Origin of the sequence: Brucella pseudogrignonensis (assembly GCF_002252525.1) — a bacterium.
Classification (GTDB): Bacteria; Pseudomonadota; Alphaproteobacteria; order Rhizobiales; family Rhizobiaceae; genus Brucella; species Brucella pseudogrignonensis.
Genome location: NZ_NNRM01000021.1, coordinates 164,273 through 189,108 on the forward strand (window position 1 = coordinate 164,273; position 24,836 = coordinate 189,108).

Sequence of the window (24,836 nt, forward strand, 5' to 3'; positions counted from 1 at the left end):
GCGATTTTCCTAGAGACGGTTTGTTGCACAAGGCTGAGGTTCAGCAGCTTTGCGCTGGTATTTATACTCCAGCCCCGCGCACCCCCAAATAATGCCGAATAGCAAATAGAAATGACGCCAGTGATCGGTATCAATGACATTGCCAATCAGCACATGCCCCAGATAGGCAGCATAGGCGCACATCAGAAATGGCTGCCACGGGCGGTTTCGAAACATCAGTTTGAAACCAATGCCGAGCGTTAGAAAAGTCAGCGTCATAAAGCTTATGAAACCGATCCATCCATAGTCGAGTACCGCTTTTAGCCAGGTATTATGCGTGTCCTCACCAAACATAGGCCCAAACTCAAGCGGTCCAATGCCCAAGGGATGTTCGGTGGCTAACCACATGCCCAGCCAGTGACGCGCAAAGCGGCCCAGCCGCGCGCTATCGTAGCTTTGTTCCAGCTGTGCACGCTCGAGAAAGAAGGAGCGAACATCTGGAATCTGCAGCAGCAGCAGCACAGTGAGAACAATCACGACAACAGAGAGGAGGCCAATCGTTATAAGTCGCAGCCGGAACTTGTTGCTTTCACTTTGCAAAAACAGAACTGCGAAAATGCAAATGAAGGAGAGGGGAACCATCCCCCATGCGGCGCGTGAGAACGATACCAATATGCCCAGCACAAGCACACAACATAGCGGCATGTAAATCAGGAGATCGCGCATATTTCCGCGCATGATACGGTAAAGGCACCATGTAAAAGGCAGGACCAGAAACGGAGCGTAGACGTTAGAATCCTGAAATGCCCCTTTAGCACGATCATAACGCGTGAAGATTTCCGCACCGGGAAAAAGATTGAGATAGCCAGCAATGCCCAATAGCGAAGATACAAGACCGATGAGCAGATAGGCATTGAAGATCATTTTCAGGCGCCGATAGTCGGCTTCGATGATTGCTGCATAGAAAACTGCTGTGAAGGCCAGGAAGAGCGACACAGCGATGTAAAGCGGCGCATCCTTGGTATCCGCCATCTGCATGACGGAAATCATGCCGCCGAAATTGAACATGGCGAAGATTGCAAGCAGCACCATACTGGTCCGCGTCAACCGCATCCCGAAAAGCAGCGCTACACTAATGAGCGCGACCATATAGAGTTCATACGGCGCGGGCTCGCTCATGACGAACCCAAGCAGAAATACACCGAACCCTATAGCGAAATTACTGATCAGCCTGTTCAGTGCGCGCTTGCCCGCAACATCGGCAGCAGGCAGGCTACGCCGATTTTGAGCCGCATCGTTGACGCTATGGGAAATCGCGCTCAATAAGCATTTTCCGTATTGAGAAGTCGGATCGGCGTGAGAAACAGGATCTTCAGGTCAAACCAAAGCGACCAGTTTTCAATATAAAACAGATCATATTCGGTGCGCATTCTGATCTTGTCGTCATTGTCGATTTCGCCGCGCCAGCCATTGATCTGAGCCCAGCCTGTTACGCCCGGTTTTACGCGGTGGCGGGCGAAATAGCCGTCAACCACTTCGTTGTAGAGCACATTGTGTGAGTGAGCAGCTACTGCATGGGGGCGAGGTCCGACGAGGGACAGCGATCCGGTTAGCGAGTTGAAGAACTGTGGCAGCTCATCGATAGACGTTTTGCGGATAAAGCGGCCAACTCGAGTTACACGCGGATCATTTTTAGTGACGGCATTGCGCGCTGTCGGGTCGCTAAGCTCGGTGTACATCGAGCGGAACTTCCAGACATTGATCACTTCGTTGTTAAAGCCATGGCGCTTCTGCTTGAAGATTACAGGTCCCTTGCTGTCGAGCTTGATGGCAATGGCTGTGGCCAGCATGATCGGCGAAAGGAAAATGATGCCAAGCAGACTGAAGGTAATGTCGAAAATACGTTTCGCGACAGAATCCCAATCGTTGATTGGTTTGTCGAAAATATCCAGCATCGGCACGGTGCCGATGTAGGAATAAGCACGGGGACGGAAGCGAAGATGATTGTTGAGGGCCGAAAGACGAATATCGACCGGCAGGACCCAAAGCTTGTTCAAGATCATTAGAATACGCTCTTCAGCACTGATCGGCAGAGAGACGATCAGCATGTCGATATAGGCGATACGTGCAAATTCTATGAGTTCTTTGATGTTTCCAAGCTTGGGATAGCCAGCGACGATAGGTGGAGAGCGTTTATCATCGCGATCATCGAAAATGCCGCAAATGCGAATATCATTATCCGGCTGTTGCTCGAGCGAGCGGATCAGCGCTTCAGCGTTAGGGCCACCACCGACGATTACGGCGCGACGCTCCATGATACCGTTTCGTGCCCAGCGGCGGATGCGCCATGAAACGAACAGACGGCAAATAATGAGAACAATCAGACCGCTCAAGGCCCAGATAAGAAACCAGGCACGCGAAAAGTCGGACGAAACTTTAAACAGAAAGCCAGCGACGGCGACTGTGCCAAGAACCGTCGCCCAGCTGATGATGACGCGTTTCAAATGGCGGCTGGGGCTACGCAGAATATTGATCTGATAGCCGTTGTTTATTTCCATCGAAAGCACATACAGGCCACCACCTGCGGCCATGATCAGGAAATAATAAAGCAGATGAGGAGTGTTGAAGCTTACATAATAAGCGAAACTGAATACGCCCGTCAGAAAAACAATGCCGAACTCAACGAGCCTGATGACCCCGCTCACCATGGTTGGTGACAATGTGTCACGAGCATATTGCTCGGCCATCTGGCGCGCCATCGGGTTCAGTTCTACCCGTTCGTTCTGCTTGGAATCCTTCGCACCGCTGGCATTGCTTGCCTCAAGGCTGTTTGGAGAAGGCGTATTATTATCCCGCACAGTTTTACCCCTACTAATCAAAGTGCCGGGCTATCTTTAAAGGCAAATCCTAAGGAATTGCTGATTAAACGGCCTCCATCACGATAAGATCGTTAGGATCGTGCCTCACGGTAAACCAATTCTATAGAATGTGCCATTGTCTGGAGGCTGAAGCGCTCATGCAAGCGCGAGGCGTCGGGCATGGAAGCCTTGAAGCTGTCTTCGTCGTTCATGATGACAAGCAGCTTAGCTGCCAATTTCTCCACGTCGGGTTCGACGAGAGAAGGAGAGCTGGGGCCGAAGATTTCAGGGATGCCACCGACATTGCTGGCGAGCACAGCCTTTCCTGCAGCCAAAGCTTCCAGAACGATATAGGGAAAAGCTTCTGCACGCGATGGCACGACCATGACTTTCCCGAGCGCAAAAGCTTCGCGTGCTGCCATTCCAGACATGAAACGGATTTGGTCCGCCATTCCCAGCTCATCTGAGAGCGCCAGAAATTCCGGCTTCTCGGCGCCGTCGCCTATGATTGTCGTGGTGAAGCGTTGGTTGTGTTTGTCGCGAAGGTCGGCGAGGGCGCGGATCAACAGATCAGGGCCCTTCAAGGCACGCATGGTTCCGACAAATAGAAAATCGGTGGCGTCTGGTACGGTTGCCGCATGAACAAACTCTTCATCGGACAAACCATTATAGATGACCGCATGAAGATCATATGGTCGACCGACTTTCTCTTCGTATGTTCGCTTCTCAAAATTTGAAACAAACAGAACAGCGTCGGTCAGCGGCGCCAGCAGTTTTTCGATGAGAAAGACAGCGCCACCGCGGCGTGTCTTTCTGTCGAAATGCAGGCTACCGCCATGCGGTGAATAGATACGGGCTACGCGAGACTTAAAAACCCGTAGGACTGAACCGAACAGACGTGCATAAACGCCACCTTTGGCGCCATGACCGTGCAGGATGTCCGGCTGCAATTTCTTGATGATACGATACGCTTTGAATGCCGCTTTGATATCGCCAGTGCCGATATGTCGTTGCATGGCGATACGGTGGATACCAAGCGTAAGGTACGGCTGTAACTCTTCGAGCAACGCTTCTTCACGCGGACCGCCGGTCGTAGCATCGCAGACGATGCCGACCTGATGTCCATTTTGAGCTTGCGTCGCGACGAGATCACGCACATGGCGGAACAGCCCGCCGGTTGGCTCACGGAAACAATGGACGATCCGAAGTGGGGAAACGCTTTTTTCATCAGACATTTATCGCCATCAGAACAGACGTTCGCGGACATAGACTGTGTCGCCCGGCAGGATCGGATCAGAGATCAGAACCCGACCTGTCACCACTTCGCCGTTAACGGTGCGCGTGATGTCTACATTCTCCTGATTGGCACGAGGGCTGAAACCGCCAGCCGCAGCAATGGCTTTCTGAACAGTCATGCCCGGCACGTATGAATACTGACCGGAGCCACCGACTTCACCCATGATGAAGATTGGTCGATAGCGATCAACCTCGACACTTACATCTGGATCGCGAAGGTAGCCGCCGCGCAGTTTGGACGCGATAATGCCTTCAAGCTGCTTTACGGTTTTGCCGCTCGCAGGAACGCTGCCAATAAGCGGGAAAGCGATGTAGCCCGATTGATCGACGCTATAATTATTGGTGAGGCTTGCCTGCTCAAATACGGTAACGCGCACGCGGTCGCCAGAATTGAGCATATAAGGCTCGTTCAGTGCTGCATGAAAAGCCGGAGGAGCAGGGCGATAGCTTGAACATGCGGAAAGCGTCATCGCCGCGAGGCCGAGCGCGATGAGGACCACGTGGCCCGAGCGCTTTTTATGAGTTTTCTGCATTGTCATTGTTGCCTCGGTCTCTTCCGAAAAGCCTGCCGCATTTAGAGATTCGGATCACGAATATCCGAATGCTTATGAGTGATGTTATCGTTTGATTAAGGTTAATGGCTGGTAAAGAACCGCCATTCGGATGAAAAATCTTTATACATGGGCAGCTTATACAGGGCGTATTGAATAAAACCCGTTTGTCCTCTGCTAATTCGAGCGGCGATCCGTGCTGCGTCAGCAATTTGAGCCTTGGTATTAACATTGCGATGCGTGTGTTTAACGGTCTGGTTACCTTGTTCGTTTACGTTTCCTTACAAAATTGGCTGTTTGCCTTTGTATGGGTGAGGGCGGTTGCTCGAGAACCGTTGTCTCGCGGAGTGTCGGAATGACTGAAGTCGATAGCCTGTCGAAAGACGCAGATATTGATATCGGTGCGCTCTTTGCGAGCCTGCGCCGCAATTGGCTTTTGATTATCAGTGGTGCAGCCATCATGGCTGTGCTGGCGTGGATTATTTGTCTGCTTCTCACCCCGGACTATCGTGCAGAAACGCGCATTCTGATTGAATCGCGCGAGTCCGTTTTTACGCGCCCCAATGGTGAAGCGACGACCGAACGTCCTGTCATGGACCCCGAAGGCGTTAAAAGTCAGGTCGAGGTTCTAACCTCTGGCGATCTTTTGAAGCAGGTTGCAGACAAGCTCAAGCTTACCGAAAACGAGGCATTTACCTCAACGAATATAAAGCCTTGGACGCGTGTCTTGATTCTTCTTGGGATGCGTAACAACCCAGAAAATCTGACGCCTGAAGAGCGCGTGTTGCAGATTCTGCGTCAAAACCTGCAAGTCTTCAATGTCGCCGGTTCACGCGTGATCGTGGTTCAATATACGTCTGCCAGTGCGCAGGAAGCAGCTGATATCGCAAATGCGGTTGCAGACGCATATATCGCGCTTCAAGGTGCTGCAAAACTTCAATCCAATGATGATGCTACCGGCTGGCTTGCGCCTGAAATCGAGGATCTGCGCGGTAAGGTTCGCGATTCAGAAAAGAAAGTCGCTGATTATCGTGCGGCCCAGGGACTTCTGACCGGACAGACGAACAGCACCATCGCCGCCCAGCAGCTCACAGAAGTTACAACCGAACTTACGCGTCTGCGCGCCAATCGTGCCGCTTCGGAAGCTCGTGCCGAGAGCGTCCGTCAGGCACTCGCTTCGGGTGTGCCGGTTGATACGCTGCCCGATTTGGTTGCGTCAGGCATGATGCAGCGCCTTGCTGAACGTCGCATTGAACTCAACGCGCAAATTGCTGATCTATCGGTGACGCTGCTTGAAGGTCATCCGCGTATTAAGGCTTTGCGTTCGCAGCTTGCCGATCTGGATCGTCAGATTAATGCGGAAGGTCGCAAATTGCTTGCGAGCCTCAATAATGAGGTGAACGCCGCGAAACTTCGCGAAGATGAGCTTAACCGCGAGCTTAATCGTGTCAAAGCACAGGCCGCACAGGCTGGCGCGCAGGAAGTGGAGTTGCGGGCTCTTGAGCGTGAAGCCGCGGCTCAGCGTCAGCTGCTGGAAACTTATCTGACGCGTTATCGCGAAGCTGCGTCGCGAACGGATCGCAATTATGTTCCTGCCGATGCGCGCATCTTCTCGCGCGCCGATGCACCTGCCGTTCCTTATTATCCGAAGATCTTGCCTATCGTCAGCGCAACCTTTGTTGCCGGACTTCTCATTCTTTCAATCTTCGTATTGCTACGTGAGCTGTTCAGCGGTCGGGCATTTGTAACTGCGGATGGAAGGCGCATTGCTTCGGTCGAAGAAATTGAAATGCCGGTCATTGGGGCTGCGACCGATATGGCTTTTGTGCCGCCTTCGGAAAATGAACTAGAAGGCGCTCACAGGCCTGTCCGGCATTGGACATCGCCATTCATGACGGAAGCTTTGGTCGAAATCGACCAGAATGCTCCAGCCATTCCGGAAAACCCGAATGGTGTGAAAGCGGTTGCCGATAGGCTCGTGGCGAACAAATTGAAGCGCGTTATTGCGGTTTCGCCAGAAGGCGATGCGGCTTCCGCGGGCACTGTTCGGTTGCTGCGCGAGCTGGCGGATCGTGGCAAGCGTGCCATTCTGATCGATATGACTGCCTATGGCACGTTGGGGCGAACAATGCTGGATGGCGGCAACCGTGCCGGCATTACAGAGCTTCTCGCGGGAGAACGCCGCTTCAATGACGTCATTCACACCGACCACTATTCTCAGGCGCATGTAATGCCGCTTGGTAAAGTTGAGCCGGAAAGCGCAATGCGTTCGGCTGATCGTCTGCCGTATATTCTTGACGCGCTGGAAACGGTTTATGATTTCGTCGTTGTCGAATGTGGTCCTTCGACCTCACGTCAGATACGCCGTATCGCAGATGGTCCGGCATTGGTTATCATGAATATCGTCGATCCTGACGACAATACTGTCGTTATGGCAGCCCTTGATATGGATCAGGGTGGCTATGAAGACGTCATCATTCTGATGGATAGCCCGGCCCACGCTGCGGCTGCTTCCAGTTCTGAAACGCCACGGCCGACAGCCTGATTTCGATTCCCCATCAATGAGATAGCGCTTTCAACTGAATCAGATCGGGAAGCGCTTACCTTGAAATCTCAGCGTCGGGCCAATTTGCTCCGCATAGTCTTTGCTAATTGCCATAGGCGCGGATTGCCCTTGATTGCAGCAACCATCTTGCTTCTTGCTGATTGCAATACAGTGAATGCTTTGCCTTTTGCAGTCAGCGGAATGATGGTGTCGTAGATGCTGGATTGGATATCGCACCATTCCCGCTTATAGGACTCATCGCCGATACCGAAACTATAGATGTCTCGTCCGCTCTCGCAGTTTTTCTTGATATCTTCGTAGAACAAAAACTCGCCGGGGCTGGCGGTCATCAACTCATCATCGGCAATGGCGCTGAACTCGACGGTTGGCCCGGATTTCGAGATGCTCTTGCCAATAAGCGAACGGATTTTGCCGTTCACCTCCAGAACCTGAAGTTCGAAATTTGGAGATTGCTGTTCTGCAGCATGGCTATAAAGCTGTTTGAAGAAGGCCTGAATGTTTGCCTCTGCAAAAGGGTCGCTTATTCCCATTTGTTTAAAACGGTGGGCTTTGAGTGCAAAGAATGCGTCGAGCGCCTGCTCAGATTGCAGACGAGATTCAGGCCTATAAATCCGCCATCCGCCAGCTTCTTCATAGCGCCGACCATGCTGACGATGTTTTTTAAGTTTACGCTTGGCGTTGCTGCGCTCCAGCACGCTTTCAAAGCTGCAAGTGATAGATGCCGCAAGAACCGGATTAGGGTTCTCTGCGCTCTTCGTCTGTAACAACGGATTATCGCGCCCAGATAAGGACGGTAGCTGCCGCGTCAGTGAAAGCACATCCACGTCTGGGCGCGCTTTGCGTATAGCTGTCACAAGATTTTCGATTGATTCGTAATCAACCTGACCGTCAAGCCATGGGAAATTGCAATTCGCGTGGCTTCCACCGGGATAGCGCAGAACGCGTGCGCCATTCATTCTTAGGGCTTCCAATGGCAATAGCATGATGGGCTCGTTGCCAGCAAAAAGACCCGCTACAAAGCTATCCGCATTAACTTGCCTGCGCCAGCAGTCGATCCAGTCAAAACTTTGAGCATTCCCGTGGACGGCATCCTGTTTTGACCAGATATCGCGCAACTGCTCATAATCGGTGATGAGCCGCGGTGTCAGGCTAACTGTTGCCTTGTCAGTCACGTTCGACCCGCCCCCGCAAAATAATCAGTGACGTTTTTGGCGCGGAGGTTGTGCCATCCACCAGATAATACCCATGGCTGGTAAAACCCATAAAAGACCTGTGAGAAGGAAGTAGAGCAGATGTACCCATGCCGGTGAATTGGCGAGCTGGGCTACAGCGATGATCGTTGCAAAAACTGCATAGATAATCACAAGGGCTACCAGCAGAAACGTGCCAATGAGTTTTTTCAGCCGAACGGGCATGTCTTTCTCCTCTGTCCTGTCTTCACTAGCTCGTGAGCACGCGCAAAGGAAGCGAAAACGCGTCGGCATGTCGCGTGAACCTGTCTTGTAACCTCTTCGCCTATGCGGCATGTATCCCTGACTAAATATTGAAGGAAGAGATGGCATGGCGGCAGTTACCGTTCGACATGAAGGGCAGGGCGCAACAAGATCCCGCGATGATACAAATCGTCGGTTGATCCGGTATTGGCTCTATGCGGTTTTTGTCGTTCTGATCGCCATTGTCATGGTCGGCGGCGCCACCCGCATGACAGGCTCGGGCCTGTCGATTACCGAGTGGAAGCCGATCCATGGCGTTATTCCGCCACTCAATCATGCAGAATGGCTGGAAGAATTCGATAAGTACCGCCAGATTCCGCAATATCAGCAGATTAACAAGGGCATGGCCCTTGAAGAGTTTCAGTTCATCTTCTGGTGGGAATGGGCGCATCGTATGCTGGCCCGCTTCGTGGGCTTTCTGGTGGCGGTGCCGCTTGCGTTCTTCTGGCTTACGGGCCGTCTTAACACGACACTGAAATATCGTATGCTCGGTCTGCTTGCATTGGGCGGTTTTCAGGGCGCAATCGGCTGGTGGATGGTTGCATCGGGCCTGAGCGAACGCACAAGTGTCAGCCAGTATCGCCTGGCGATCCACCTGACCACAGCCTGCGTCATCATAACGGCGGTGTTCTACATCGCCCGCGGTTTGGTGAAATATACCGAACGCCCGGCGGAACGGTCTATCCAGCGTTTCGCAGGCTGGCTGGTATTTGCGGTGCTGATACAGATTTATCTTGGCGGTCTGGTTGCCGGTCTTCATGCCGGTCTGACTTATAACACCTGGCCATTGATGGACGGTGCGATCATTCCGTCAGATCTGTTCATACAGTCGCCTTGGTGGCGTAACCTGTTTGAAAATCCAAAGACCGTGCAGTTCGTTCACCGGATGTTTGCCTATACGGTGCTGGTTCTGGCTGTGCTTCATGCTGTGCAGGTCTGGAAAAACGCAGCTGCAACCACCCATGCGCGCCGGACCATCGTTCTGCTGGGCCTGATACTGGTACAGGCGGCTATCGGCATTGCAACACTTCTGATGAGCGTTCCACTTGATCTCGGTCTCACACACCAGTTTGTTGCGCTGATGGTGCTGGCCTTTGCTGTGGCGCATTGGCGCGCAACGAAGGGCGCTTACGAGGGATAGGCTTCGGGCCTATTATGAAGGGGTCCAAGCCTAAGCCGTCAGGCGCAGGCTTCGTAGCGCAGAGGCTATTTTCAGCTCCCGCGCTTCATCGGCATCATTGCCGTCTTCACGGTGCCACGCCGCCGAAAGGCAGCCATAAGCAAAAGCATAATCCAGAACATAGGCCGGATCGCGTTTGAGGATTGGCGCGAAATGCTCGGCCATGTGCTTTGCGCGTTGAAGATCAAGGCACAGATCATCGCGATCAAGCGGATTGTAGAAGATATTGGCGGCATCGAATGCTGCATCACCTATCAATCCATGGGGATCGATCACCAGCCACCCGCGCGGCCCAAAAATGACGTTCTCGTGGTGAATATCACCATGCAGCGGAATGACGCTATGTGGCGATGACAGAAGGCGTTGGGCAAGGGATGCGGCTTCCGCATAGACCGGGCTTTCATTGGCGACTGCAAACAGACCTGCGAAATGCTTATCCAAAGGCTGCAGATCAGTGGGAACGGCAGCGGGAGAAGGCTGATGCAGTGCAGCCAGAACCTCACCGAAAACTGTCAGGCACTCGCCGTCTTTACCGTTCTTCAGGTGCTGATCAAGATGATAGCTGCCCGCATATTCGAGCAGCATCGACGTGTCTTTGAGATCGTAAAGCTTTGCAGCGCCGTGACCGTCACGCCATGAAAGATAATGCGCGCCACGCAATTCTTCCATGCCTGCAGGCTTCAGCTGCTTGATAACAAAAACGTCGTCTGGATAATCGTTGCGTTCGACTTTCCAGACGAGGCTTGAATGTGTATCAGCCAGTGGCTCAAAAGAGCCGATATTCCATTCGGCAGGGAATATCGGCCTTTCCGTCATTAGGCTTTTCCAAGCATCAGATTCATGTTCTGAACAGCGGCACCCGAAGCACCCTTGCCGAGATTGTCGAGCAGCGCCACGAGATTGACCTGATTGTCACCTTCCGTGCCAAACACGAACAGCTTCATGCCATCCTTGCCTGCAAGCTCCTCAGCATCGACGCGCGCAAGCTTGCTGCTTTCATCAAGCGAAACCACTTCCACAATATCCTGACCGGCGTAATGTGCAGTCAGAGCGGCATGAATATCCTTGAGCGATGGAGTGCCTTCAAGCTCGGTAACAAACAGCGGAACCTGAACGATCATACCCTGCGGGAAACGGCCCACGCTTGGGCTGAAAATCGGACGACGATCCAGACGGCCATGCAACTGAAGCTCCGGCACATGCTTGTGGTGCAGCGACAAGCCATAAAGGAAGTTATTGGCTGCGAGATGCTCTGGATGGTTCTTGTCTTCCATCTGCGCGATCATCTGCTTGCCGCCGCCCGTATAGCCGGAAACCGCGTTGACGCTGATCGGATAATCCGCAGCCAGCAGGCCAGCGTCGCGCAATGGGCGCACCAATGCGATTGCACCTGTCGGATAGCAGCCGGGATTGGCAACGAGCCGTGCCTCAGAAATCCGCTCACGCTGTCCTTTTGCAAGCTCTGCAAAACCATAGGCCCAGTCGGCATGTACCCGATGTGCGGTCGAGGTATCGATGATGCGGGTCGAGTTGTGACCTTCCAGCAGTGTGACAGCTTCCTTGGAAGCATCGTCCGGCAGGCAGAGGATCGCGATATCGGCAGCGCGCAGATAGTCGGCGCGCAAATCCTTGTTGCGTCGCTCGGCTTCCGGGATGGAAATAACTTCAAGATCGTCGCGCTCGGCAAGGCGGCTGCGGATTTGCAGACCAGTTGTGCCGTGTTCGCCGTCGATGAAGATTTTCGGTTTCATGCGCTTTGCCTTTAGATTTCAGAAAGTTACATCAATATTCGGAATCGATTTTTCAGCCACTTGAATCAGTTTCTGAGCTTTATCTATCGTCGTCGTGCTTTTTGTTCAGCCAGCAATCCAAGATAATACATTGCGATTGTGGCACCTGCGATTGCCGTTATATCAGCATGATCATAAGCCGGTGCAACCTCAACAACGTCCGCACCCACAAAATCAAGCGAAGTGAGCTTACGAAGCACGGAAAGCATTTTTGCAGACGAAGGGCCACCGGCAACAGGTGTGCCTGTTCCTGGCGCAAAGGCCGGGTCGAGGCAATCAATGTCGAAAGTCAGATAGGTCTTCTTGCCTGCGGTACGCTTGAGAATTTCGTCAGCAATTGCCTGCGCCGACATATCCTCGACTTCGTGACCATAAATGATCTTGATGCCGCAATCTTCCGGCGCATGTGTGCGAATACCGACCTGGATCGAATGTTCGGGGTCGATAATCCCGTCACGAACGGCACGCGCGACGAAAGAGCCGTGATCGATGCGTTTGCCATCGTCGAACCACGTATCCTGATGTGCGTCAAACTGAACGAGCGCCAGCGGGCCATATTTTGCAGCGTGGGCTTTAAGCAGGGGCCACGTCACGAAATGATCGCCGCCAAGCGTTAGCAAAAATGCATCTGATTTGAGGATTTTTGCGGCTTCCCGCTCGATAGTAGCTGGCGTCTTATAGTGATTGCCATAATCAAGCAGGCAATCACCGTAGTCGATGACAGCAAGGTCTTCGAACAGATCGCGCTCGAATGGATATTGCGGATCATTGTCGAAAATTGCCGATGCACGCCGAATGGCCTGCGGACCAAACCGTGCGCCCGGACGATTAGAGACCGCCGCATCGAATGGAATACCCCAGACCACTGCTTCTACACCTTTCAACGATTTACTGTAAAGACGCCGCATAAACGACAGCACACCCGCATGGGTGGGGTCGGTGGCAGCACTTGTCAGGCTGCGAGCGGTGAAAGCATGGTCAATCGTCTTAGAAGGCATGGCCGGCTCCCGGATGGTGTCTCAACTCTCATAGCGCTTCACGAAGCAAAATGGGAGATTGCTTTATGCGGTTTTAAAGCATGTCGCGGAAAAGTGGGAACCGGTTTTCCGATAACGATATGCTTAAAATCAAAAAAGATGGGGCGATCATAATGATTACGATTAAGTGCGACGCCCTCTATCTTCAAACCCGTAAGCGCGTTCTACACGCGCAATGCGAACGCAATAAGTTTCATACCACTGCTGGCGACCAAGCTTTTGTGCCACAAGATGATCGACGTCGCGCTTCCATGCTCGGATGCTATCTTCATCCACCCAGAATGAATTGGTAATGCCGAAACCTTCTGCATCGCGCGCACTCTCAACGCCAATATAGCCGGGCTGCTTTGCAGCAAGCTCCGCCATGCGGTCGGCCATTTTACCATAGCCATCATCATCGCCCAGACGTTGCGACGAAAACGAAACAACGAAGTAGGGTGGTTGGGGTGTATGAGCGAAGCGTTGCGACGGCATTTATTGTTTCCAGCTTTACAATCCGGTGATCAATAACAAAAAAGCGGACCCGAAGGCCCGCTTTTCTGTAATTCCAAAGCGATAAATATGAACGCTTCGAGAACTGGCCTGAAGCGTATTAACGCTTCGAGAACTGGAACGAACGGCGAGCCTTGGCCTTACCGTACTTCTTACGTTCAACAACGCGGCTATCACGGGTAAGGAAGCCACCCTTCTTAAGAACCGTGCGAAGGCCTGGTTCGTAGTAGGTGAGTGCCTTGGAGATGCCGTGACGAACAGCACCGGCCTGACCGGAAAGACCGCCGCCAACAACAGTTGCGACAACGTCGAACTGACCAGCGCGGTTCGAAGCAACGATTGGCTGCTGCAGGATCATCTGCAGAACCGGACGTGCGAAATACGCAGCGAATTCTTTGCCGTTGACTGTGATCTTGCCAGAACCTGGCTTGACCCAAACGCGAGCAATCGCATCTTTACGCTTGCCGGTCGCGTAAGCGCGGCCCTGAGCGTCGATCTTCTGAACGTGAACCGGAGCGGCTTGTTCAACGGCTACGCTGCCGAGTTCTTCGAGCGAGTTGAGCTGCTCAGCCATGATTATGCATTCCCTTTGTTCTTGCGGTTCAGCGCTGCAACGTCCAGAACTTCTGGCTGCTGAGCTTCATGCTGATGTTCTGCACCTGCGTAAACGCGCAGGTTCTTCATCTGGCGACGGCCAAGAGGACCGCGTGGGATCATGCGCTCGATAGCCTTTTCAAGAACGCGTTCCGGGAAACGGCCTTCGAGAATCTGGCGAGCAGTACGTTCCTTGATGCCACCTGGATGGCCAGTGTGCCAGTAGTAAACCTTGTCGGTGTACTTCTTGCCGGTCAGAACAACCTTGTCTGCATTGATGATGATGACATTGTCGCCATCGTCAACGTGCGGGGTGAAGGTTGCTTTATGCTTACCGCGCAGGCGATTGGCGACGAGGGATGCGAGACGACCGACGACGAGACCTTCTGCGTCGATCAGAATCCACTTCTTCACCACTTCGGCTGGCTTCTGAGAAAAAGTTGCCATTGAAGTCTTCCTTGACTTAATCCCCGATCTTGCGATCCGGGCTTTTCTTGTTGCTTGTGTTGGTCGTACCAATCGTGACGACGGCCAACCGTAAGAACGTATAAAAGCGGGCTTCCATACGTGCTGGGCGGGTCGATACACAAACTCTGACGGGCCGTCAAGCGCTGTTTTTACCGCAATCTTTTAAAATATCAATAAAAACAAAGACTTATGATATTGGTATTATAATACCGTATCTTTTTATCGTGGTGGAATGGAATAAGTCGCGGTTGCGTGTGCAATAAGCTCACCTGTTGTGGTGCTTGTAAGGCTTATATCCAAAACGGCCAAACGCTTTCCGAGCTTGAGAATCCGTGCCACGGCTTCGACTATGCCTGGATCGGCTTTGCGGAGAAAATTGATGTTGAGGTTGGTCGTGACCGCCAGCGCTACAGGCCCGATATGACCTAAAATCGCTGCGTAAGCCGCCACATCAGCCAGGGCAAAGAGAGAAGGGCCTGATACAGTGCCGCCCGGTCGTAAATGTTGTTCGTCAGCATGAAGATGCATGATCGCAGCACCCTCGCTGACCGACACGATCTTAAAGCTTTCACCAAGCTGCGGAAATTCGCGCTCCATGAAGGTTTGTAAATCTTCAATGCTCATGACGGGACTCAAGCCGGTATGGTGTGCGGTGCTGATGTTCATCTTCTCTCCCTTGTAATAAGGAATAGGGGGAGTACGGCCGGTCTTGCAAGCCTGTGTTTCTGTATGCTTACAATAAAAGCCGCAATGGCATTGGAGGAACGTTATGCAGATGTCTTCAGATTACGAGATTCTCGATATTCTGCAGTCGGTCAAAACGATTGCTTTGCTTGGTGCTTCGCCAAAACCGGAGCGGCCGAGCAACGGTGTCATGAAGTTTCTGTTGGATCGTGGCTATCACGTCATTCCCGTTAATCCGGGGCAGGTGGGAAAGACCATCCACGGGCAGCAAGTCGTAGCCGAGCTTGCCGACATCAATGAGCCGATTGATATGGTGGACGTGTTTCGCGCGTCCTATTCACTTCCCGGTATTGTGGATGAAATTCTCACCTTAAAACATCGCCCGGCCGTTCTTTGGACACAGCTTGATGTGGTGCATGAAGAGGCTGCAAAAAAGGCTGAAGAAGCTGGCTTGAAGGTTGTGATGGATCGGTGTCCAGCTATCGAGTACCCGCGTCTGATTGGTTGACCGTAAACCACGGAATTAATTTCTTTAATTGTGTCGCTCGGAGCAAGTTCCTCCTTTGCTTTCTTTCAAGCAAAGCCTAACGTCCGGTCACATTATTTGGCATAGGCTGTCAGGAGGAACTCATGTCTAAGCGCTCACCAGGGATCGAAACACTCGCAGTTCACGCAGGCGCGAAGCCTGACCCAACCACGGGCGCGCGGGCCACACCGATCTATCAGACCACATCCTTCGTGTTTAACGATGCAGATCATGCCGCATCTCTGTTTGGCCTGCAGGCTTTTGGCAATATCTATACGCGCATCACAAATCCAACCACAGCCGTTCTGGAAGAGCGCATTGCGGCACTTGAAGGTGGTACGGCGGCTGTTGCGACGGCTTCCGGTCATGCTGCACAGCTGCTTGTTTTCCATACACTGCTGCAGCCGGGTGATAATTTCATCGCAGCGCGCCAGCTTTACGGCGGTTCGATCAACCAGTTCGGTCAGTCGTTCAAATCTTTCGGCTGGCAGGTCCGTTGGGCTGATGCGACCAACCCGACCGATTTTGCAAAGCAGATCGATAGCAAAACACGCGCAATCTTCATTGAAAGCTTTGCCAATCCGGGTGGAATCGTCGTCGATATCGAAGCGATTGCCGAAATTGCACACAAGCATGGTCTGCCACTGATCGTAGATAATACGCTGGCATCGCCTTATCTGGTACGCCCGATTGAGCACGGCGCGGATATCGTCGTGCATTCGCTGACCAAATTCATCGGCGGTCATGGCAATTCGATGGGGGGCATTCTGGTTGACGCTGGCACATTTGATTGGGCCAAGTCCGGCAATTATCCTCTTCTGACTGAACCGCGCCCAGACTATGCAGGGCTCGAATTGCATAAGACCTTTGGCAATATCTCGTTTGCCATTGCGGCGCGCGTGCTCGGTCTGCGTGATTTTGGCCCGGCCATTTCACCGTTCAATGCATTCCAGATCCTGACAGGCGTTGAAACGCTGCCACTGCGTATGCAGCGCCACGCGGATAACGCATTGAAAGTTGCGTCATGGCTGCATGGGCACGAAAAAGTGTCCTGGGTAAATTATGCAGGACTGCCGCATGACAAATATCATGCGCTGCAGCAGAAATATTCGCCGAAGGGCGCTGGCTCGGTTTTCACCTTCGGTCTGAAGAGTGGCTATGAAGCGGGCGTCAAGTTTGTTGATAGCCTTGAGCTGTTCTCGCTTCTCGCCAATATCGGTGACACGCGTTCGCTGGTTATTCACCCGGCATCAACGACGCATCGTCAGCTGACTGACGAACAGAAGGTCGCGGCGGGCGCAGGTCCTGACGTTGTTCGTCTGTCCATTGGCATTGAAGACGCCGATGACATCATCGCTGATATCGAGCAGGCACTCGGCAAGGTTTGATGCGATGAGCCGATTCCTCAGCTTTGATATCGATGGTGTGGAACCAGAAGAAAGCGCTCCTTTGCCGGAGCGCGTTCTTTCGGGCGATCCGCGGTTTCTTACGTGGAACTTCGAGGAAAGTACCGACGGCAAGCTATTCGCAGGCATATGGGAGAGCTCATCCGGAAAATGGCGCGTAGAATATGACGAATGGGAGTTTTGCCATATTCTGGCAGGCCACTCGGTTTTGACGGAAGAGGGCGGCGAAGCACGTACGCTTAAAGCAGGCGATAGTTTTGTTATTCAGCCGGGTTTCAAAGGTACCTGGGACGTTATTGAAACTACGCGCAAAGAATATGTAATCCGGCTTTGAAAGTGCCGCTTGATTGTTTGAAACTGAAAGGCCCGGTCGATTGACCGGGCCTTTCTTTTTAAGCGCCGTATGGCACCCAAATGTTTTTGACCTGAACAGCTCTGCGCAAGTAATCGCGACCTTGTGCTTCGCTGGTATTGTTCCAGTTAGGCAGGCGGCCATTATTGACCCAAGTGGCCTTGAGATTTCCGGCAGAAGCCTTTTCAACCATCGCGCTGCCTTCCTTAGAACCGAAGTACCAAAGGGCTGCCACTTCATCATGTTCAGCCAATGTCTTGGCTAAGACATCACGCTCGCCGGTGACAATGTTGATTACCCCACCCGGCACATCCGATGTGTCGAGCACCTGATAGAAATCGCCAACAATCAGCGGATGATGGCTTGATGGCACGACAACTGTGCGATTACCCATCGCAATGGCAGGCAGCACAAGTGAGACCAGCGATAAAAGCGGAGCTTCATCGGGGCAGACAACGCCCATCACACCCCATGGCTCGTTCATGGCGAGCGTCACATGACGCGACTTGGTTGAATGTACTGCGCCGTCGAACTTGTCGGCCTGTGCCGCATAATAGAAAATGCGACGCAGGGATGCTTCGACTTCTTCGGTCGCTTTCTTTTCGCTGACACCAGTGCTCTCAACGAGGCGAGCCACAAATTCGTCGCGGCGTGCATCGAGGTTTTCACCCAGATAATAAAGCACCTGTGCCCGGTTATGGGCGGTGGCGCTGCCCCAGCTTGATGCTTTAGCCGCAGCTTCAACCGCATTGCGGATATCTTTGCGGTTGCCAATGCCAGCCTGACCGATAACTGCGCCGCCTTTGCCTGTAACCGAATAGCTATAACCACCATCAGGACGAGCCTGCTTACCGCCAATATAGTTCTTCATCGTGCGGTCAATGCCATTGATGACGATCTTGTCTTCACCTGACGGCGCCGCAGATGGTGCGAAATTTTCGACAGCCTTTGGAGAAGTCAGTCCCTTTTCCCAATCGGCTGCAAGATACTCGTAAAGGCCTTCGCGTGCGCCTTCACGGCCGTATCCGCTTTCGCGATAGCCACCAAAGCCTGCGCCTGCATCCAGCATATTGGTGCAGTTGATCCAGACAACACCGGCCTTCACGCGAGCCGCGAGGTCCAGCGCAACATTGATGTTTTCCGACCAGATGGATGCGGCAAGGCCATAACGCGTATTGTTGGCGAGTGCCACAGCCTCATCTGGCGTGCGGAATGTTGTGGCGGCGGCGATTGGTCCGAAGATTTCCACCTGACAGACCGTTGCCGCCTGATCGACCTCAGTGAAAAAACCGGGCGCAATGTAATTACCCTTGGCAGGCAGCGGATGAGGCGTCTGCCAGAGTTGTCCGCCTTCATCGATACCTTTCTGGATCAGATCGGATATGCGTTTCACCTGAGTAGGCGAGACAATGGCACCAACATCAGTGGATTTGTCGAGCGGATCACCGACGCGCAGGCTTTCAAGCCGCTTTTTCAGCTTGGCATAAAAGCGATCGGCAATGCCTTCCTGCACCAGAAGACGCGAACCCGCGCAGCAGACTTCGCCCTGGTTAAACCAGATGGCGTCGACGACACCTTCAACAGCGGCATCGAGATCAGCATCTTCAAATACGATGAAGGGCGATTTGCCACCAAGCTCCAGCGAGAGCTTCTTGCCGGAACCTGCAATCTGTTCGCGGATGATGCGGCCCACTTGTGTCGAGCCGGTGAAAGCAACCTTGTCGACGCCGTCATGACCGCAGACGCTCGCACCCGTTGTGCCATCGCCCTGTACGATATTGACGACACCGGCAGGCAGGCCAACTTCGTGGCAGATTTCTGCAAAAGCGATAGCAGTCAGTGGTGTGAGATCAGCAGGCTTCAGCACCACCGTATTGCCAGCAGCCAAGGCTGGCGCGATCTTCCACGCCAGCATCAACAATGGGAAGTTCCAAGGGATCACCTGACCACAAACGCCAACCGGTGAGAAGCCCTTGAACTCATCTTCAACCATCTCTGCCCAACCGGCATGATGGTAGAAATGACGAACTGCCAGCGGAATATCGATGTCGCGCGTTTCACGCAGCGGTTTGCCATTATCCATGGTTTCCAGAACCGAGAGGAAGCGTTCTCGCTTCTGGATATGGCGGGCGATTGCATAAAGATATTTTGCACGTTCATGGCCGGATAGCTTTGACCACTTGCCAAAGGCACCACGCGCAGCTTTCACAGCCTGATCGACGTCTTCCTGCGTTCCAAGTGTGATCTCGGCAAGCTTGTCGCCATTGGCAGGATTGGCCACGGCAATGGTTTTGCGACCTTCCGGTTTGACGAAAGCGCCGTTGATATAATGACCGAAAGAATGGCCATGCTGTTCCAGCCACTGCTTCACATCGCCGTTTGCTTCAGGGGAAGGTCCATATTCCATGGTCTTCAGAATGTCCTTGATGGGTCGCATTTTATGTTCCTTACGAGCATTTCCAGCAAAACTGCGTGAGCGTTTGAGTAGGAGAATGCGAAATGCCAAGTTTAAGCAGCGGCGTGACGATTGGCGCTCGAATAGCGTCCGGTCACGAAGTGCTCTAGTTGTCGTTCAATGTCGCCGAGCATTGATGATGCGCCGATGCGGAAAAGATCGGGTTCAAGCCAGCGATTGCCGAGCTCTTCTTTCATGAGCGTGAGCCAAGCGAGTGCGTCCTTGGCGGTCTTGAGACCACCGGCAGGCTTGAATCCGACGATCTGCCCGGATAGCTCGCCGTAATCCCGCAATGCCCGCACCATGGTAAGGCTGACGGGCAGCGTCGCGTTGACATCTTCCTTGCCGGTCGAGGTCTTGATGAAATCAGAGCCCGCCTGCATCGCAACCATCGAGGCGCGATAAACATTGGTGAGCGTGTTGAGATCACCGGTTGCGAGAATGGCCTTCATATGCGCCTCGCCACAGGCTTCGCGCATGGCGGCAATTTCGTCATAAAGCGCGGACCAGTTTTGTGTCAGCACATGCTCGCGGGTAATGACGATGTCGATTTCGTGCGCACCCTGCTCAACCGCATAGGTGATTTCTGCAAGGCGCAATGGCAAAGGTGTCAGGCCTGCCGGAAAACCTGTTGCCACAGAGGCTACGGGAATGCCGGAGCCCTCCAGTGCTTTGACTGCATGGGACACCATGGTCGGATAAACACAGACTGCGCCGGTGGTTATGCCTGCATCAAGCAGGCCGAGGGCTTCAAGAATGTCATCGCGCACGGGGCGGCGCGCTTTGGCACAAAGCCTGCGCACACGTCCGGCAGTATCATCACCGGCGAGCGTAGTCAGGTCGATGCACTGGATTGCACGGATAAGCCATGCTGCCTGATATTCTTTCTTGATCGAACGTCGCGCTGGCAGCGTTGCAGCGCGACGTTCCGAGGCGCTGCGGTTCACGACAACATCTTCAAACCATTCAGGCTTGAGCGGCGTGCCATTATTGCGGGGAAGGGTTTCGGTCATTGTATTGTCCGTCTGTGAGGTTTGTTGACGTTCAAGAGCACTTAGGCGCGTTCGATCAAAGGCGCGTGGTCACGGCAGAACGTTTCAAATTCATCGGCACTGGCATAAGCCTTTTGCGTGCCGGGTCGGGTGATGGAATGAGCGGCATAAAGGGAGGCTTTGCGAAGGGCCGCTTCCACATCGCCGGTCTCTGCATAAAAGCGTGCAAACGAGCCGATAAAAGCATCGCCTGCGCCTGTCGTATCTTTCGGTGTGACTTTGACCGGCGGGATATTGACGATCTCAGTTGCGGTAATCATGCGTGCGCCACGTCCGCCCAGTGTCACGATGACCGTGCGGATCCCACGCGCAATCAGCGAGCGGGCGGCAACGACAATCTCATCATCCGTGCTGGTTGGTAGGCCAGACAAAAGAGCAAGCTCGCTCTCGTTGGGCACGAGGAAGGTCACTTGCCGGATGCGTTCCGGATCAAGATCAGCCGCCGCAGGCGCAGGGTTCAAAATGGTTTCGATGCCGTTTTCAGCTGCAAAAGCGATGGTGTGGTAGACGGTCTCGACCGGCACTTCCATCTGCATGAGGATCAGGCCGCATTCCTTCAGATCATCGGCAGCCTTATCGACTTCGGCGGGCAGGAGGTCTGCATTTGCACCTTTGACGATCAGGATCGAGTTTTCGCCTGAAGGTTCGACGAAGATGGGGGCTACACCGCTCGACTTGCCCGATACCTTGAGAACGTGTCGCGTATCGACGCCAAAGCTATTGAGATTGCGGATCGTATTATCGGCAAAGACGTCGTCGCCAACACGCGTTACCATCATCACGTCGGCACCGAGGCGTGCAGCTGCAACAGCCTGATTTGCCCCCTTGCCGCCGCAGCCAATTTCGAACGTTGGTGCTTCAAGCGTCTCGCCGGGGCCAGGCATACGGTTCACATAGGTGATGAGATCCACCATGTTGGAGCCGACCACTCCGATCTTTCTGGTCATAAGAAGTTCCTTTGAAATTTCAGAGTGCCCTGATCTTGGCTTCAAACTGTTCGGCGGCAGGCTGATCTAGATAGCCAAGGCGCACGGGGAAGATGGCGCGCTCACCCGACGCCAGTATCCGCACATTGTTCTTGGCTTTTTCGGCGAGATAGCCTTCCGGCTCGCAAGTGGATGGCAGGGCAAAGGCTGCAACCTGCGCATCACCGTTGACGAGAATCCACCGCACGGTTTTCGGGAAAGCCTCAACCGGATAGGAGATCGCAAAGCCGTCACCATCGGCTAACTGCATCATCTGATGGGTCTTGCCATCGGCATCGGACGGTAAGCCACGAATGTAGAAAACCTGCTCGGGATCGTAGCGCTCCGGCTCATCGAGCACTTCCATCACGGAAGGATCTGCGGCCAGTTCATCAATCAAGGAGAGGTAATCGTCATTGGGCGTCACATGGCCCGGAACGGCCGTGCGAACCTGCACCTGATCTGGTGTAAAGGCGACCGGCTGCACAATGCGCGCGTCTTCGTCATAGGCGAAATTGACGTGGCACATATACATCAGCTCCATCGGAGCCGATGACAGGTTTTCAACATCCATGGTGATGTCGAAGAGCGTTTCCTTCGCATGAAGCCGAACGTTTGGCCGAGCGAGATAATGCGCGCCAAAGCCCATGACATATTCATATTCGCCAGTGACTTCGACAAAGCTGCCATGTTCATCCGCTCCGAATAAAAGCCCTGCCTTGTCCATCTTTGCGCAGGCCATCTCACCATGCAGAAGGTGATTATCCTGCGGTGAAGGGCAGCCATTGCGCAAGATTCCGCTGTGAAAAGCAAAGCATCCGTAAGTCTCGACGATGGTTGTTGCCGGGCGCGGCATGGAGAAGCTGTTGCCCATGGTGAGATCAATGCCGTCGAACTCTGCGCCCCATACCATCTGCCCCATGAATGGAAGCACAATGATATTGCCGCGCTCGTTTTCGATCAGCAGAGCTTCAATACCGCTTGGATAGCGAAATGCCGTCACACTCAGCCCGTCTGCACTGGCAATGACATGCGGCTGTTCGACAAAGTCCTGACGACGAAGATGAAATTCAATATCCTGCATTTGAGATCACCTGCCTTGATTGCGCGAAGCATTGATCGCGATAACGAGGATGAGGAACGCACCCCAGATGAAGTCGATCAGGTGGTTGGAGAACCGCATCATCTGAAAGCCGGAGGAAAGAAGCATGAGAGCGATCAGCGCGATTGCGATGCCCAGCACACGCCCCTTGCCGCCTGCCGGATTCGTGCCGCCAAGCACGGCGATCAAAACCGCCTGCAACAGATAGGATGCGCCGTAATCGGATTTGGCCGCATTGGTACGTCCCGACAAAATGATGCCCGCAAGCGAAGCGAGAACGCCCGTCAGCATGTAGGAATAAAGGATCATGCGTTCTTTGCGGATGCCAGCAAACACGGCTGCGCGCGGGTTGGTGCCGATCAGCATCAGATTGATACCAAGCGTGGTGCGGGTCAGCAAAATTCCGACGAGAATGCAGACCACAATGAATAGAAGGAAAGGCGTGGCGATGCCCATGATCTTGCCATTGCCTACCCAGTTCCAAGCATCTGGGAAACCAACGATGGCAGGCCCACCGGTAAGCACCAGCGCCAGTCCCATCAGAACCTGGCCTGTGCCGAGTGTTGCGAGGATCGGCGTGATGCGCAGCTTGGCGATCAGCAATCCATTCACAAGGCCTGATAGAAGCCCGATGAGTATCGCAAGCAGGATACCAATGACCGTGTAGAATAACATTCCAGAGCCTGAAGTCTGGGCTGCCTGCACCATGGATGAATGGAAATAGACGCCAGCGACAATACCCGCCAGATTGGCAATGCCGACGACCGAAAGATCAATGCCGCCCGTCAACATGGCAATCATCATGGCGATGGAGAGGATGCCCAGCTCCGGCATGATGTAGCTGATTGATTCAAAATTGTAGTAGCGCAGGAACTTGTCCGGGTTCATCCAGGTCATCAGCGCGAACACGAGCACGGTGATCACAACGAGCTGGATGATATTGTTGTCTCCGCCAAGGATGCGGCGCATGTCGAAAGACTGTTTCATGTCGCTTTCTCCCTTCAGGCGATGCTTTTGCGATCACGCCACGCCGTGATGGCGGTTGCTGCGATGATAATGAGGCCCACAACGACACGCTGCCATGTGGTGTCGACCTTCATGATGATGAGCGAGTTTTTGACCATCACGAGCATGAAGACGCCCATGAGTGTGCCGAGTACCGTTCCGCGTCCGCCGAAAATCGAGGCGCCACCGAGAACCACGGCTGCGATCACATCGAGTTCTAGGCCTACAAAATCGCGCGGATTGGCAAGCCAGATCATGGATGAATGCAGCAGCCCCGCAAAACCTGCCAAGGCACCCGCCACGCAATAAACGAAGAAGATCGTGCGGCGCGTGTTAAAGCCGACGCGCTTTGCGGCTTCCGGCGAGCCGCCATAGGCATAAACACTGCGTCCGATCATCGTATGGCTGAGTATCAGGTGGATCAGCAATGCAAGCGTGAGATAGACGAGGAACATCGCGGTCAGACCAAAGGCTGTACCGGAGGCTGAGGTGAGCGAAATTACGTCCGTCTTGCCAAACTCGATCAGCTCTTTTGGCATCTTGTTGATATTGACGATGCTGGTGCCAACGAGACCCAGCACAAGGCCGCGTACAATGGAGCCGGTGCCGAGCGTCACGATCAGCGGGATCATCTTGAAGCGATGGATGATGAAGCCGTTAAAGGCACCGAGCAGCAAGCCGATAAGCGTTGCCGCGACAAACGGAATGAACACACCATCATAGCCAAGGTAAACCATAGCGCGGACGGTCAGATACATTGCCGCAATAGCAAAGGCCGTAAACGATACGTCGATGCCGCCGGAAATCATCACCAGCAGAACGCCAAGCGCCATGATGCCGATCACGACATTGGAACGTAGAAGCCCGAAAATATTATCCAGTGACCAGAAGGCGGGGTTGATAAGACCAATGATAATCATTGCGGCGAGAAGCACACAGGCAATGATGAATTCGGTACTGCGAATGAATTTCATGTGCCGGTTCC

At 53.4% G+C, this 24,836-nt stretch carries 24 protein-coding genes; 5 read left to right on the plus strand and 19 right to left on the minus strand.

The features are described from left to right. Nucleotides 1-9: 9 nt before the first annotated feature. The 4 genes from CEV34_RS12700 to CEV34_RS12715 form a co-directional block, all read right to left on the minus strand. Nucleotides 10-1,302 carry an O-antigen ligase family protein gene (locus tag CEV34_RS12700; protein WP_007874490.1) on the minus strand — a complete coding sequence of 431 codons (1,293 nt, stop codon included), beginning with the start codon at nucleotides 1,300-1,302 and terminating at the stop codon, nucleotides 10-12. Next, nucleotides 1,299-2,837, minus strand: coding sequence for an undecaprenyl-phosphate glucose phosphotransferase (locus CEV34_RS12705; protein WP_007874491.1), 1,539 nt, complete (start codon nucleotides 2,835-2,837; stop codon nucleotides 1,299-1,301). Before CEV34_RS12705 ends, CEV34_RS12700 begins: the two co-directional genes overlap by 4 nt. Nucleotides 2,838-2,929: 92 nt before the next feature. Then, entirely contained in the window at nucleotides 2,930-4,072 is a 1,143-nt protein-coding gene (locus CEV34_RS12710) for a glycosyltransferase (RefSeq protein WP_007874492.1), read from the minus strand. Nucleotides 4,073-4,081: 9 nt separating this feature from the next. Then, nucleotides 4,082-4,666 (minus strand): polysaccharide biosynthesis/export family protein, encoded by a 585-nt coding sequence (locus tag CEV34_RS12715; RefSeq protein ID WP_039859661.1) that lies wholly within the window; start codon nucleotides 4,664-4,666, stop codon nucleotides 4,082-4,084. Between the two features lie 373 nt (nucleotides 4,667-5,039). Between CEV34_RS12715 and CEV34_RS12720 the strand changes: the two genes are divergently transcribed. Further along, the gene (locus CEV34_RS12720) at nucleotides 5,040-7,229 is read left to right on the plus strand and encodes a GumC family protein (RefSeq protein WP_007874494.1); all 2,190 of its coding nucleotides are present in this window, start codon (nucleotides 5,040-5,042) and stop codon (nucleotides 7,227-7,229) included. A 68-nt stretch (nucleotides 7,230-7,297) separates the two neighbouring features. Here the strand turns inward: CEV34_RS12720 and CEV34_RS12725 are convergent, their stop codons facing one another. Both CEV34_RS12725 and CEV34_RS12730 read right to left on the minus strand, forming a co-directional pair. Next, nucleotides 7,298-8,068, minus strand: coding sequence for a GNAT family N-acetyltransferase (locus tag CEV34_RS12725; RefSeq protein ID WP_235819042.1), 771 nt, complete (start codon nucleotides 8,066-8,068; stop codon nucleotides 7,298-7,300). Between the two features lie 378 nt (nucleotides 8,069-8,446). Then, nucleotides 8,447-8,665 (minus strand): DUF2842 domain-containing protein, encoded by a 219-nt coding sequence (locus tag CEV34_RS12730; protein ID WP_007874498.1) that lies wholly within the window; start codon nucleotides 8,663-8,665, stop codon nucleotides 8,447-8,449. Between the two features lie 145 nt (nucleotides 8,666-8,810). On the opposite strand from CEV34_RS12730, the gene CEV34_RS12735 reads away from it, so the two are divergent. Next, nucleotides 8,811-9,884, plus strand: coding sequence for a COX15/CtaA family protein (locus CEV34_RS12735; protein ID WP_094543716.1), 1,074 nt, complete (start codon nucleotides 8,811-8,813; stop codon nucleotides 9,882-9,884). A gap of 30 nt (nucleotides 9,885-9,914) precedes the next feature. Here the strand turns inward: CEV34_RS12735 and CEV34_RS12740 are convergent, their stop codons facing one another. The 7 genes from CEV34_RS12740 to CEV34_RS12770 form a co-directional block, all read right to left on the minus strand. Next, the gene (locus CEV34_RS12740; protein ID WP_007874502.1) at nucleotides 9,915-10,739 is read right to left on the minus strand and encodes an aminoglycoside phosphotransferase family protein; all 825 of its coding nucleotides are present in this window, start codon (nucleotides 10,737-10,739) and stop codon (nucleotides 9,915-9,917) included. Next, on the minus strand, nucleotides 10,739-11,674 hold the full coding sequence (gene argC, locus CEV34_RS12745) for an N-acetyl-gamma-glutamyl-phosphate reductase (protein WP_007874504.1): 936 nt from the start codon (nucleotides 11,672-11,674) through the stop codon (nucleotides 10,739-10,741). Before argC ends, CEV34_RS12740 begins: the two co-directional genes overlap by 1 nt. Nucleotides 11,675-11,757: 83 nt before the next feature. Further along, complete coding sequence (speB, locus tag CEV34_RS12750; RefSeq protein ID WP_007874506.1) at nucleotides 11,758-12,711, minus strand: agmatinase; 954 nt, start codon at nucleotides 12,709-12,711, stop codon at nucleotides 11,758-11,760. Nucleotides 12,712-12,873: 162 nt separating this feature from the next. Further along, nucleotides 12,874-13,224 (minus strand): antibiotic biosynthesis monooxygenase family protein, encoded by a 351-nt coding sequence (locus CEV34_RS12755; protein WP_007874508.1) that lies wholly within the window; start codon nucleotides 13,222-13,224, stop codon nucleotides 12,874-12,876. 118 nt (nucleotides 13,225-13,342) lie between these two features. After that, nucleotides 13,343-13,816 carry a 30S ribosomal protein S9 gene (rpsI, locus tag CEV34_RS12760; protein WP_007874509.1) on the minus strand — a complete coding sequence of 158 codons (474 nt, stop codon included), beginning with the start codon at nucleotides 13,814-13,816 and terminating at the stop codon, nucleotides 13,343-13,345. Between the two features lie 2 nt (nucleotides 13,817-13,818). Beyond that, nucleotides 13,819-14,283: a 50S ribosomal protein L13 gene (gene rplM / locus CEV34_RS12765; RefSeq protein ID WP_007874511.1), complete on the minus strand. Its 465-nt coding sequence runs from the start codon at nucleotides 14,281-14,283 to the stop codon at nucleotides 13,819-13,821. Nucleotides 14,284-14,523: 240 nt separating this feature from the next. Next, a complete protein-coding gene (locus CEV34_RS12770; RefSeq protein ID WP_007874513.1) occupies nucleotides 14,524-14,970 on the minus strand; it encodes a PaaI family thioesterase in 447 nt (148 codons plus the stop codon). A gap of 103 nt (nucleotides 14,971-15,073) precedes the next feature. On the opposite strand from CEV34_RS12770, the gene CEV34_RS12775 reads away from it, so the two are divergent. From CEV34_RS12775 to CEV34_RS12785, 3 genes are all read left to right on the plus strand, one after another. After that, nucleotides 15,074-15,496: a CoA-binding protein gene (locus CEV34_RS12775; protein WP_094543717.1), complete on the plus strand. Its 423-nt coding sequence runs from the start codon at nucleotides 15,074-15,076 to the stop codon at nucleotides 15,494-15,496. Nucleotides 15,497-15,618: 122 nt separating this feature from the next. Continuing rightward, nucleotides 15,619-16,902: an O-acetylhomoserine aminocarboxypropyltransferase gene (locus CEV34_RS12780; protein WP_007874516.1), complete on the plus strand. Its 1,284-nt coding sequence runs from the start codon at nucleotides 15,619-15,621 to the stop codon at nucleotides 16,900-16,902. A gap of 4 nt (nucleotides 16,903-16,906) precedes the next feature. Continuing rightward, a complete protein-coding gene (locus CEV34_RS12785) occupies nucleotides 16,907-17,254 on the plus strand; it encodes a cupin domain-containing protein (RefSeq protein WP_007874518.1) in 348 nt (115 codons plus the stop codon). Between the two features lie 58 nt (nucleotides 17,255-17,312). On the opposite strand, the gene CEV34_RS12790 is transcribed toward CEV34_RS12785, so the two are convergent. The 6 genes from CEV34_RS12790 to CEV34_RS12815 form a co-directional block, all read right to left on the minus strand. Continuing rightward, the gene (locus CEV34_RS12790; RefSeq protein WP_162699642.1) at nucleotides 17,313-19,709 is read right to left on the minus strand and encodes an aldehyde dehydrogenase family protein; all 2,397 of its coding nucleotides are present in this window, start codon (nucleotides 19,707-19,709) and stop codon (nucleotides 17,313-17,315) included. A 71-nt stretch (nucleotides 19,710-19,780) separates the two neighbouring features. Beyond that, on the minus strand, nucleotides 19,781-20,740 hold the full coding sequence (deoC, locus tag CEV34_RS12795) for a deoxyribose-phosphate aldolase (RefSeq protein ID WP_007874526.1): 960 nt from the start codon (nucleotides 20,738-20,740) through the stop codon (nucleotides 19,781-19,783). A 41-nt stretch (nucleotides 20,741-20,781) separates the two neighbouring features. Continuing rightward, complete coding sequence (rbsK, locus tag CEV34_RS12800) at nucleotides 20,782-21,726, minus strand: ribokinase (protein WP_007874528.1); 945 nt, start codon at nucleotides 21,724-21,726, stop codon at nucleotides 20,782-20,784. Nucleotides 21,727-21,745: 19 nt separating this feature from the next. After that, nucleotides 21,746-22,828 carry an aldose 1-epimerase family protein gene (locus CEV34_RS12805; protein ID WP_007874529.1) on the minus strand — a complete coding sequence of 361 codons (1,083 nt, stop codon included), beginning with the start codon at nucleotides 22,826-22,828 and terminating at the stop codon, nucleotides 21,746-21,748. 6 nt (nucleotides 22,829-22,834) lie between these two features. Continuing rightward, nucleotides 22,835-23,833 (minus strand): ABC transporter permease, encoded by a 999-nt coding sequence (locus CEV34_RS12810; RefSeq protein WP_007874530.1) that lies wholly within the window; start codon nucleotides 23,831-23,833, stop codon nucleotides 22,835-22,837. Nucleotides 23,834-23,847: 14 nt separating this feature from the next. Then, nucleotides 23,848-24,825, minus strand: coding sequence for an ABC transporter permease (locus tag CEV34_RS12815; protein ID WP_094543718.1), 978 nt, complete (start codon nucleotides 24,823-24,825; stop codon nucleotides 23,848-23,850). Nucleotides 24,826-24,836: the final 11 nt, after the last annotated feature.